Origin of the sequence: Achromobacter sp. DH1f (assembly GCF_000633435.1) — a bacterium.
Lineage (GTDB): Bacteria > Pseudomonadota > Gammaproteobacteria > Burkholderiales > Burkholderiaceae_B > Achromobacter > Achromobacter deleyi.
Genome location: NZ_AYMF01000033.1, coordinates 291,450 through 302,497, shown reverse-complemented (window position 1 = coordinate 302,497; position 11,048 = coordinate 291,450). Strand labels below are relative to the sequence as shown.

General features: G+C 65.6%; 14 protein-coding genes and 1 pseudogene. All 15 read right to left on the bottom strand.

The genetic code is table 11. From position 1 onward, the window contains the following. A pseudogene (locus U858_RS36020) lies at positions 1-744 on the bottom strand (hypothetical protein); the annotation flags it as partial. A 13-nt stretch (positions 745-757) separates the two neighbouring features. Then, complete coding sequence (locus U858_RS0127650) at positions 758-1,423, bottom strand: DUF2612 domain-containing protein (RefSeq protein WP_025140360.1); 666 nt, start codon at positions 1,421-1,423, stop codon at positions 758-760. Position 1,424: 1 nt separating this feature from the next. Then, a complete protein-coding gene (locus U858_RS0127645; protein ID WP_025140359.1) occupies positions 1,425-2,606 on the bottom strand; it encodes a baseplate J/gp47 family protein in 1,182 nt (393 codons plus the stop codon). Beyond that, complete coding sequence (locus U858_RS0127640) at positions 2,603-2,956, bottom strand: hypothetical protein (protein WP_025140358.1); 354 nt, start codon at positions 2,954-2,956, stop codon at positions 2,603-2,605. Before U858_RS0127640 ends, U858_RS0127645 begins: the two co-directional genes overlap by 4 nt. A gap of 8 nt (positions 2,957-2,964) precedes the next feature. Beyond that, positions 2,965-3,708, bottom strand: a complete 744-nt coding sequence (locus U858_RS0127635) for a Gp138 family membrane-puncturing spike protein (protein ID WP_025140357.1) — start codon at positions 3,706-3,708, stop codon at positions 2,965-2,967. Further along, a complete protein-coding gene (locus U858_RS0127630) occupies positions 3,705-4,739 on the bottom strand; it encodes a hypothetical protein (RefSeq protein WP_051593698.1) in 1,035 nt (344 codons plus the stop codon). Before U858_RS0127630 ends, U858_RS0127635 begins: the two co-directional genes overlap by 4 nt. 1 nt (position 4,740) lies before the next feature. Beyond that, complete coding sequence (locus U858_RS0127625) at positions 4,741-5,043, bottom strand: hypothetical protein (RefSeq protein ID WP_025140355.1); 303 nt, start codon at positions 5,041-5,043, stop codon at positions 4,741-4,743. Beyond that, complete coding sequence (locus U858_RS0127620; RefSeq protein WP_025140354.1) at positions 5,043-5,624, bottom strand: phage baseplate protein; 582 nt, start codon at positions 5,622-5,624, stop codon at positions 5,043-5,045. Before U858_RS0127620 ends, U858_RS0127625 begins: the two co-directional genes overlap by 1 nt. Continuing rightward, on the bottom strand, positions 5,621-7,357 hold the full coding sequence (locus tag U858_RS0127615) for a hypothetical protein (protein ID WP_025140353.1): 1,737 nt from the start codon (positions 7,355-7,357) through the stop codon (positions 5,621-5,623). The genes U858_RS0127620 and U858_RS0127615 overlap by 4 nt, the downstream gene beginning before the upstream one ends. Next, positions 7,350-7,508, bottom strand: coding sequence for a hypothetical protein (locus U858_RS35100; RefSeq protein ID WP_198529762.1), 159 nt, complete (start codon positions 7,506-7,508; stop codon positions 7,350-7,352). The genes U858_RS0127615 and U858_RS35100 overlap by 8 nt, the downstream gene beginning before the upstream one ends. 26 nt (positions 7,509-7,534) lie before the next feature. Next, a complete protein-coding gene (locus tag U858_RS0127605; RefSeq protein ID WP_025140352.1) occupies positions 7,535-7,984 on the bottom strand; it encodes a phage tail assembly chaperone in 450 nt (149 codons plus the stop codon). Positions 7,985-7,987: 3 nt separating this feature from the next. After that, positions 7,988-8,428, bottom strand: coding sequence for a phage protein (locus U858_RS0127600; RefSeq protein WP_025140351.1), 441 nt, complete (start codon positions 8,426-8,428; stop codon positions 7,988-7,990). 13 nt (positions 8,429-8,441) lie between these two features. Beyond that, positions 8,442-9,917, bottom strand: coding sequence for a DUF3383 domain-containing protein (locus U858_RS0127595; protein WP_025140350.1), 1,476 nt, complete (start codon positions 9,915-9,917; stop codon positions 8,442-8,444). Positions 9,918-9,927: 10 nt separating this feature from the next. Further along, a complete protein-coding gene (locus tag U858_RS0127590) occupies positions 9,928-10,521 on the bottom strand; it encodes a hypothetical protein (protein WP_025140349.1) in 594 nt (197 codons plus the stop codon). A 269-nt stretch (positions 10,522-10,790) separates the two neighbouring features. After that, positions 10,791-11,048 carry a hypothetical protein gene (locus tag U858_RS0127585; protein WP_025140348.1) on the bottom strand — a complete coding sequence of 86 codons (258 nt, stop codon included), beginning with the start codon at positions 11,046-11,048 and terminating at the stop codon, positions 10,791-10,793.

The window sequence follows — 11,048 nt, the reverse complement described above, 5'->3', positions numbered from 1 at the left end:
CGCATTTGCAGTGTCAGCGTCAGTTCCCGTAAACCGCCGGAACATATCGCGCAAATCCGGCACGCGGAACTCGCTTGCCGAGTAGTCCGAGAACCAATGCGTGCCGCGGTTCGCCTGCCAGACGGCCTCTGTCCTGACCAGGCCTTGTTCCTGCGCATACCCCCACAGGGCGGCATAGGCTGTCTTGGAGATCAAGCCGCCGATAGCGTCGACCTCGCTGATCAGCGGCAGGCTGGTATGGCCGTCCAGCGGCCGCCCGCAAAGCGGCGAGCGATAGCCCTTGAAGTACTGGGTGGAAGACCAGATCCACACCTCGGCGCACTCGGCGACGATGATCGGCCCGATGTCCTGCGTCGGCAACGCCGCAATCGGATAGATCCGCGGGAAGTTGCCCGACACGAACGCGGTGGTGGCGATCCGGGTGCTCTTGTCGCTGACGTCCGGCGTGGGCGCCGTCGGCACCCCCGTAAACGCCGGCGAAGCCGCCAGCGCCGCCACGAATTTGGCCTGCAGGGCCGCCATGTCGCCGTTGTCCAGCACGTCCTGGCCGGACTTGTCGGCGATGTACTGGGCGATCATGGCCGTCACGAAAGACGCCTGGCGCCAGACGGTGTTGAGCTCTTTCGACTTGGCCGTGCCGGCCGAGAAGCCGCCCAGCCGGGCGGCCAGCGCCTGGTAGTCGGCAGGCGTCAGTACATTGGCGCCGGGAACGGTGCCGAAGGGAAGAATTTGATTGATAGCCACGGAATGTCCTTATTCAACCGGCAAAAAGCGAGCCCCAGAGTCCGCTGTCGAACCCTGAGATGTAGTGGTTTTGAACGTCAAAACCGAACAAAGGCCCCTCGCCCGAGGGGATGACGTAGTAACTGATGCGCACGCCCTCGGGCTTGAGCGGGATGTACCCCCCGGTCAGCAGCGCCAGGAACAGCGCAGACGGCGGCGTGCCGGCAACGCCGATGTCGACCGACATGTCGCCGTTATCCTGGATGAAGACGTGAGTGCCGCCGCCGAAGATGCGGTCCAGGATGGCGGCCGACGTCTCCAGCGTGCCGTCCCAGTGGTTGGCGCCGATCTTGGCCCGCAGCAGCAGGCGGTAGGTCTCGTCGTCCAGTTCGGTCAGGCCGCTGTCCGGATCGAACGGGCCCTGCCACACGCCCTGGTCAAAACCCAGGCCGTCGGTATCGTGCGAGAAATACACGCCCGCCAGCGGCGTCTTGATGCGTCGCGCCAGCCCCACCCACCGGCCCACGGCGTCCAGCTGGTGGCCCACCGCCCGGTCCAGGTCAAAGGCATCCGGCAGTCCGCCGTACAGGTTGCGCAGGTCCACCATGCCCTGGCACAGGGCCTGGACGGTGGCGGTGAAGTTGGGCTTGCCGCGGTGGTAGGCGGACAGCAGGCCGGAGTATTCGCTGATGTCCGCCATGTCACACCACCGTCAGCAGGACGCTGTCCAGCGTGGCCGAGGCGGCCTGCTTGAACGTCAGGGCCACGTCCGGCGTCCCCATGGCCCCCGCCGCCGACAACGTCAACGCCGCGATCTTGAAGGTGCCGTTGCCCACCACGCCATTGGCGGCGCTGATGGCATCGCCCCACTCCACCGAGCCGCTGGCGCCGCCGCCGATAGCGACGCCGTTGACGTAGTCGGCCACCGCCTGCCTGATCGCCACGCCGGTCGCCGCCGTATAGCCCGGCAAGGCGCGGATGCGCACGTCCACGGTGACCGGCAGCAGTTCAGGCCGCAAGAAGTTGATGGGATGCGCGATGCCGTAAATGTCGTTCACCACCACCGTGGTGGTGCCGTAGGTGCCGGTGCCCGGCGTCTTCTTGGCGGCAATGGCCTGGGCGATGGCGACGGCATCGCCGCCGTCCACCACCAGGCTGATCGAATGCGGCGGCAGACCGTGGGCATCGGTGGCGCGGGTGTCGTTCTCGTAGGCCGCATAGCGGTTCACGCCCGGCACGGTCGCCACGGCCCCGATGGTGCCCTCGAACACGGTCTTGGACGGCAGCGCGACCGAGACGGCCTGCCGCTGCCGCAACGCGGCGTCGCTCTCGATGGGCGCGCCCGGCGCCGCGGCCGCCGGGTTGGTGGCGGACTGCCAGCCACGGGTCGGCGTCGCGATCTGGTCCACGGTGTGCGCCGGCGCCGCCACCGCGCCCATCTGCTGGCACGTCGCCGTGACCGTGATCTCGCCTTCGGGCGGAATCGTCACCTGCGCCGGCAGCAGCCATTGGATGCCGTTGGCGTCCTTGACGATGCCGCCGCTGATCAGGGCGCCGCCCTGGCCGACGAGGCGCAGATCCACGGTCGACTGCGACGCAACCGCCCGGCTGATGCCGTTGATCTTCACGTTGGACGACAGCGCGCCGCCCGCGGCGGTGGCCGGCGAGAAGGCGTTGTAGACATTGATGGCCGCGATATTGGCGTCGTTGATGGCGGACGCGAACACGGCCAGCAGCTGGCCGTCCTGGCTGTCGGCCTCCAGGTAGGTGTCGGGCCCGTAGATGGCCCGATACTGTTCCTGCAGGTACTGCAGCACCTCGCCGTAGGACGGGGCCCGGATACCGGCGGCATCGACCACCGGCGCTGTAGAAAGTATCGTCATAATGCTGCCTGCACAATGGCGGTGCCATAAAGGGTTGAAATCGTGGCGGCCACGGCCAGTGCCCGCGACTCGGCATCAAGCCGGCTCGAGTACTCGGCAATGCCCGTCACACCGGGCGTGCCCAGGATCCGCTCGCGGATCGCTCCGTCGTACGAAGCCTCGAAGCGCTTGCCCAGGACCTCGGTCCGCCAGGGCATGCCTTCGCTGGTGTCCAGGAACCACTCGCCGCGCAGCAGCATCAGCCGGGTCTTGACCGCCTGGGCCACCGCCTCGGGCTCGTCCCGGTGGAAGTCGGCCTGCTGCCCGCCGAACGAGTAGTCCCCGTTAGCGTCCATTTTTCGATAGCGCATTGGTGTCCTTAGTTGGGCGGCGTCGTGACCGCGTTGGCCCCCTGGGCCGTATGCGTATGGGTGTCGTCCACCCGCTTGCCGTTGGCCAGGATCTGGCCGATGACGTTGAAGACGCCCGTGATCTGCGCGGCCGAGCCTTCGCCGCCGCTGCCGACCAGGCCGGCCACGTAGGTCAACAGCCCCTGCACCAGCACCTGGTCCGAGAACGTCGACCGGGGCGCGACCACATCGAAACCGCCGGGCGCCACGATCCGGACCTTCTGGCTGGCCGGGTCCAGTTCGATCAGCGTCGAGCCATCGTCGCTGCGCAACTGGGTGGCGCCGGTGCTGACGTTCGGAATCACCCGGGGCTGCGACCGCACCCCCACGAACACGAAGCCGTCCGACAGGTCGTGCATCCGCAACTCCGCCTGCTCCTGGACGCCGCCGGATTGCCACCAGCCATCGATGCAGCGTGACGAGAACACCACCAGGCATTCATCGCCCGGCGCGACCGGAAAGGTCAGCGTGCACTGCCCGCCCGACGGAAAGTGGACCGGGCAATCCACCAGGAGCGGCAGCGCGTCGGTCACGATCGCGCCCGTGGGCAGCGTCCTGCGCGCCTTGATCGCAGGCTGCACCACGCAGGTCATGGCCACTGGGTCGAACGACTGCACGATGCCGGGCAGCGCCGTCCAGGTCATGGCCATGGCGCCCCGGATCGCGTCCTGCAGCGCCACGTTCGGATCATTGAGCCGTTCACGTCGGTTCATGAGGCCTCCTTCGGGGCAGGTTGAAGCTGGCCGGACAGTTCGCCCGGCGGTTCCAGGGTGGCGTCCCAGGCCAGGCACGTGATCGTGGTGAACCAATCGGTCTTGCGGGTATCGCCGTTGTGCTCGGCCACCATGACGTAGTAGTAGCCGTTGTCCGCCAGCTTGCGCTGGGTGGACAGGTCAGGCTCCGGCGGGGCCGGCTTCGCGCCGTTGCCCTTGGCCGCTTTTTCCTTCTTCAGCCTGGCCTGCTCGGCCTCGGTCTGGTAGCGATAACGCTTGATGCTGTCGTTGTTCAGGTAGACCAGCCGGCCGGGCTTGATCGCAGGGTTGAGCAGCATCTTGACCTTGATGCCCTTGTCGATCTGCTCCGGCCGGCCGATGACGCCGGTTTCGTCGGTCAGCACTTGCACCGTTTCCCGGACGTACGACTTTTCCGGCACGATCTCGAGCCGGTTGTCGTGAATCCGCCAGATGCACCCTGCCGTACGGCAAAGGTCGTCCAGCACATCGCGGCACATGCCCGCATTGACGTTGGCCCGCAGGCTCGCGCCCGGCGGCAGTTCGGCCATGTAGCCGGCGGTAATGCCCATCGGCTTCATGGCGGCCAGCACCGCCTGCACACGGTCATGCACCGTGGCGCCCTTTTGCAGCGTCTGGCTCATGGTCGCGAAGTTGTACGGCAGGTCGCCGTCCGCCGCGACGATGTCCAGGTAGGGGTTGGTCTGCCCTTCCGTGCCGCTGGACGCCTCGATCAACGTGCCATGGAAGATCGTGCCCAGGTTGCCCTGGTAGCCCGCTCTGAGCATGACCACGTTGTATTCCCGGCGAATCCGGCTGATGGCGGCCTCGCCCAGGTTGTAGATGCGGATCTTGGCGGTGCTGGGCTTGGAGGAATCCGTGTGCTTGATCTCGAACGTGAAATGAAAGTCCGACAGATCCAGGCCCTGGTCGTTGCCGATCAGCAGTTCCGATCCGCGCAGCCATTGCCGGGCGTAATCCACCCCGCCCACCGCGTGCGTTGATGTCGCCATGTCAGCCCGCCTTCCAGTAGAGCTTGGCCTGTACGCCCAGGTTTTCATAGGTGGGCGGATCGTCGGACAGGCTGGCGTTGATCAGCCACAGGCCGCCGCCAAACCCCAGGTGCCGGTATTGGCCCAGCAGGTCCACGCCCGTGACCAAGGGAATGCCCGCCACCCGCGGCTCGCCTTCGGCGCTGTCGATATCCAGCACCCAGCCGTCACGGTATTGCACGGTCAGGCGGTATTCCTTGCCGCCCAGGGCGATCGTGAAACGCTGCGGCACCGGCAGCAAGGGAATCTCGTAGAAACTGGCCATCATGGGCTCCTCGGGTTCGCGACGGTCGCATTGCGGGTGCCGCATTCCATCGGCCCGCCGGTCTTCCTGGCATCGGCATGGCGCGGCAGCGGCGGCACCGCCGTCTCGCGGGCATGCACGATCTGCACCTCGACCAGGTTGGCCGTGACGCGCAAGCTGCCCTGCGTATCCTTGTTGTGATCCACCTTCAGGCTCTGGATCAGCATGTTGCTGTACTTGCGCCGGCAGGTGATCAGGTCGAAGGGCTCGCGCGATTCCTGCAATGCCAGCAGCTGCGTGTACACCGCCGTCACGTAGTCGGATGCCGCGGCCTGGCCGTTCGGCAGCGCTTCAGCGGTGGCGCCCAGCAGGCCTTCGTAGTCCGCGTTGCTCCAGCCGCACTGCATGACGACTTCGCGCGGCTTCTTGAAGGCGTGGTCGTTGATCGTGCGCGGGCCGCCCGGGCCGCCATCCACGGGATGCGAGGTGATTTCCAACGTATCCGTGTAGGTTTCCTGGACCACCGCGGCGATCTCGATCTGGCCGATTTTCTTGGTATGCAGCAGCACCATGTCCAGGCCCGCCGAACTCAAATCCGTCATTGGTATGCTCCCTGCGTGTTGCGTGTCAGGTCCGCGAAAACGCGATCCTGCTGGGCGGCCACAGCCGTCGCGGTCGCCATCGGGTCCGCGGCGCCTTCCACGTAGATGTGGGTGGTGGCGTTCAGGTTGACTTGCGGCGACTCGACGTTCAGCCTCACTTCCAGCGCACCGCTGCGGTAGCCGTCCCAGGGCGCTGACAGCGATTGAGGTATCGGTTCACCGAAAGCAGGCAGGCGCAGGCTTGCGCTGTCGGAAGCCATGAGCAGACCGCGGCTCGACGCGGGCATGCCATCGAGAAGCCGCTGAAAATTCTCACCGGCAGCGCGTGCGGCCAGATCGGCCTGTTCGACCATGCGCAAATGGTCAGCCCCTGCCTGGCCGGATGCCGCTTCTGACGCCGATTGGGTGCTCTCGCCCGGGTCCGTCGAGCCTTCAAAACCTGGCCGCGGCACTCGGGGCAGGTCCGAAAAACTGGACGGCCCTACCTTGACGCCGCCTGAACCCGGTGCTGCTGGCTTGTAAAACAGCATCATCATGTCCATCGCCAGCTTGGTCGAGAGCAGGAATGGGGGGGGAACCGACAGGACGGATGTCACATGGTCTACCGTGCGTGCCCGGTGCTCCTCATCGCTCTCACCGGGAATGGACGGCTGCGCCAAATCCGCCAGACTCAGAAAACCCTCGGTCAGCACACCGGCCGCGCCTAGCCCAAGCAAGGGCTTGCGACCGACAAAGCGGAGCAAACCGCCCAATCCGCCAGCGGCGCCAAGCCCACCGCTGGCCAGGTTCACCGCGCCGATTGCCTCGGCCAACTGGAGCAAGCCCGTCACCAGTTCGGCCCCACCCAACATCCGGAACGCAGCAATTGCCAGCCCGATTCGGGTACTCCAGCCACCGGTGATGGCGTCCAGTTCCAGAATGGCCCCTGCGACCCATCCCAGCACCGGCGCAACCGCCAGCGCCATGTCCAATATGGCCTTGGCCACCTCGGCCATGCGTTCACCGATGAGCGGACCATTGGTCTGGAACCATTGCGAGAATTCCTGCAATGGGCCCTTGAGTTTTTCCAGGAATGCGCCTGCCACTTTCGTGGAAATGTTGTCGATGGTGCGCCCGATCTCTCGAATCGAGTTCATCGATTCGTGCGCGTCAGCCGATACCGTATCCAGGCCGGTCGTTGCCGCGGCCTGGCGTATCTCGCGGTAACGTTGCAACAGCTGGGCCGCGCGCTTGGGGTCCATCAACTCATCGTCGATGCCAAGGTTTCCAGCCAGGCGGCGTGCATCCTGGGGAGACAGCGCATGCACCTGCGCCAGAACGTCGCCCATTACCTGGACGGTGTCGCGCAGCTTGCCCGTGGTCTTGTCGACGGTATCGACACCCAGGCCGCTCTCTTTGAGAAAATCGGCAGCGGTGCCATCTTCCATGGCCTGCTTCAGCGACTTCAAACTGCTTTCCGCAGTCTGGGCGGAAACGCCAAAGTCCTGAGCCGCTGCGCCGAACGCCCGCAGATTGCTTGCGGATGCCCCGACGCGCTGGGCGCCGAAATACACCGCTTCCAACTTCTCGGCCATCTGACCCACCCATTGGCCGGTCTGCGCCATCGACGAATTCAATCTGTCGAATCCACGCGCCATGATGTTCGGCGCGTCTTCGATTCGTTGCAGGCTCTTGGCGTCGATCTGGAATCCCAGCGCAACGACGGCCTGCTGCAAGTCTGATGTGTTAGCCATTCTTCTCTGCCATTAGACGGCGGTGCGCTTCCGCCTTGTTGTCTGCCCGGACCGACAGCGCGTCGTTCAGGAGCGCGATGTCGGCCAGGTCCAGGGAACCGTCCTTGAGGGACTCGTACTTGCAGAGCCCCTCAAGCACCGGCGCCAGCAACCAGTCTTCGCCGCCCGGCAGGCTTTTCAGCCAGCCTGTGTCGCCTCGGGGCTGCTCGTCTGGCTCGTAAGCAGCCCTTGCATAAAAGGCCCCAGGTTGACGGTGATGACGCGCATCACCAGCGGCAACATCACGCCCAGGTCGATGTCCTGGAACATGGGCGTGCGCTGGCTGGCCGACCAGATGCCGGCCCAGCCGTGCGCCTGCTTGCGCTGGACGACCTGCAAGCACGTGTCGAGCACGTACTCGGCATCCTCATCCTTCATCGCCGCCAGGCCGTCGGCCAGCGGTTGCAGGACATCGGCCAGGCCGCCGGGGTCTTCCGACACCACCCGGTTGCCGCCCGCCAGGCGGACGAACACCGGGATCAGCGTCGGCAGGATCGGCGCGATGCGGCGCGAGATGTGGAACTGCTGCTTGGCACTCAGTTTTCCGATGGAATACCGGTTGCCGTTCAGGTCGATTTCCAGGGACATGGCTTAGTAGGTTCCGAGAATGGTGTCGATCTTGCCCGCGTCGAAAACCCAGGCCACGGTGTCGCCGTCCTTCTTGTAGGTCAGGTCGGGACGCTTGCCGAATGCGCACGAGCGGCAGGTGGTCACATCGCCGGTGGCCGGATTGGTCACGGTGATGAGGTTCTTGCCCCACAGGCGCGAATCCAGCGTCTGCGCGTCGTACAGCGCCTGCAGCTGGGCATTGACCGGCGAGGTCTTCAGGTAGGTCAGCGTCACGGTGCCGCTCTTGTTGGCGTTCAGCGTGTGCATGACTTCGCCGTCGGCGCCCACCGTCATGGTGTTGCGCGACGCGGCCATGGCGACGGTGATGCCTTCGTCGGCATTGCCCGAGCCGTAGCCCAGCGAAATCGCCCCGCCCGGGCCGATGAGACTGGCGCTGATATCAGCGAACGAATAGGTAGACATCTGCGACTCCTGATTAGCGATTGACCGTGACGAGAACGTCGACGGTATGGATGGCGCCGGCTTCCTTGGCGGCGACCTGGAACGGAACGGCCTTGCGCGCTTCGCGGTCGGCCTGGGATTGCGTGGCGATTGCCGGGGCATAGACGTAATAGCCCTTGGACAGCGTGTCGCCCTGCTTGACCGCGCCGAAGCCGGCCGAATTCCAGACGCCCGGGGCCAGGTAGCCGTTGTTCACCGCGGCTTCGCAAGCAGCCTCGATCACCGAAGCGATCAGCTGGTTGCCGGCGTCGGTCTGGGGCACCTTGGTGGGGCTGGTGTAGAGCAGGTTGTAGACGTCGGTCTGCACGCGGTTGCGGAACCAGATCGCGTTGTAGACCGAGTCGATGAAGATGCCGCTGGGCGTCACGCCGTACTGGATGATCGCCGTGTCGTTGTCGTAGTTGACGAAGACGTTGCAGTTCTTGGCGGCCAGCGTGTCGGCCTGGCTGCTGGTCAGGGTCTCGGCGACGATGCCGGGCTCCTGCTTGTACATCAACGTGATCGTGGTGTTGTTGGCGTTGAAGTTCACCGTCAGCATGCGGCCCAGCAGCGAGGCCACCGCGTACGGATTGGCGCTGGAGAACTGCACGATCGTGTACTTGTATTTCAGCGCCTTCAACTGGCTGGCGATGTCGTCGTGATGGGTCGGATCCAGCACCTGGGGCGACTGGGTCGACACGCCGTACAGGTGACGCTGGTCGGCCTCGATCAGGCCGGCCACGGCCAGGTGCTGGGCGCTCGTCAGTTCGGCGTCGGCGAAGGCCAGGCCCAGGAACTTGTTGGCGAAGCGGTCCAGGAACAGCGCCACGGCGTCCACCGGCGTCTCGGCGACGATGCCTGCGACGGGGGCCGAAGCCTGGGCGGCAGTCAGGCCCAGCATCGACGAAATGTCGGTGCCGGTACCGGGTGCCGACGCATAGCCCAGCGTCGAGGTGGCGCCCGAGGTGTTCGAGGTCACGACGAACTGCGAGCCGTTCCACAGCACCGAGGCGGACACCAGCGCGGTCGAGATGATCGAGGCCACGCCGTTCAGGTTGGTGGCGCCCGAGAAGTCCAGGCCGCTGATCGACTTGGCGGTGCCGTCGACCGTCAGGGCGAAGGCGCCCGCGGTGACCGCGGTCCAGGCGGACAGTTGTTTTTCAGCCGCCGACAGCACGGCGCCGCGCAGCGTCGCCGACGTGGCGCCCTTGGCCCAGCGACCGATGTACAGCTGCGAAGGCTGGGGCGTCTGCTGGAAGTACAGCAGCGCGGCGCGGTATTCCGGCGCGGTGGTGCCGAAATCGGCGGCGACGGCATCGATGCCGCCGTAAGCGCGCATGCGCTCGCCGGTGTCGATGACCGCGGACGAGCCCAGCAACAAGGCGGTGTTCAGGCTCGCGCCCTGCGCCGCCAGCGGCGACATGTTGATCGTAACGTTGATCAGGCGTGATACCGGCAATCCATTAGCCATGGTAAATCCCTTAATCTGCAAGGTGGTTGGTGTTGTCCGTCGGGGACCGCGACGCGGCATGCGTCGTGACCTGCGCCGACAGAAGATTCAGGACCGGATAGCTGCGGATGACCTGCCGCGCAAAGCGCAAGGTCATGTCGAACTGCCGTATCCACTGCTGATTCACGAGTTCGTGCTGGGCCAGGATCGGCCCCGCGCCGCTCACCGCGATGCCTTGCGCCTGCAAGGGTTCACGGTTCTGCGGCACGGCGGCGCCGTCGCGCAACTGCGCCGCATGGCGCAGTGCACGCGGCCCGAACATCGAGCAAAGCACCTCGATGTCTTCGTGCCGCACGTATGAATCAGATCCTTCTCCGGTGGGGTCGTGAGCCACGACCGGACCGGCGTCCGCACGCTGCGACCGGATGTCCATCAGGCACCAGGTATCGGTTTGCGCGGGCGGTTCCACGCCGGCAGCAGGCCAGCGTGTACGAACCAGGTTGAGAGGCAGGCCGGACACGCCGGCAATGAACCCCTGGAACAGCGCCTCGAGTTCGGCATCCTCCAGAGGCGGAGAAATGGCCAGGGGCGCCAGGTAGCCGCCGGTGGCCGAACTGTTCGCCATGCGTCGCTCCTTGGTTGTGGGTAGGCCCGAGCGCCGTGTTCCCTGAAAGCGGCGCCAAGCAAAACGCCCCGCGTTCTCGGCGAGAACGCGGGGCGCGCAAATGAAAAAGGCCCGCCGATGGCGAGCCTGGTCAGGGGAACTGCAAAGAGCACTTGCCGACGCGTTGGCCGGACGTACGTACCCTCTCATAAATAAGGCCCGCACTGGGCGGGCCTTGTTTGGAGCCGTCGACGCAATGCGGGACGGCATGAACGAATTGTGCAGCAAGGTCAGGCGTGGGCGCAATCCTCCTCGTGTCGCACTTCGCTCCAGACATACGCGAGCGAATTGCGGGCGTGCTCGATGCGCGCCACCTGGCCGCCATCGTGCAGCGTTTCCAGGACCCGCAGGATGGCCTGGCGCATTGCATTGCGTTCACGGCGCGACAGTTCACGTGCGCCGGATGCGCCGCGCACCAGCTCGGCCATGCGCCACGGCCGGCCCGGATGGGCCGACATCGTGTCCAGGACTTCCTTGGCGTATTTCAT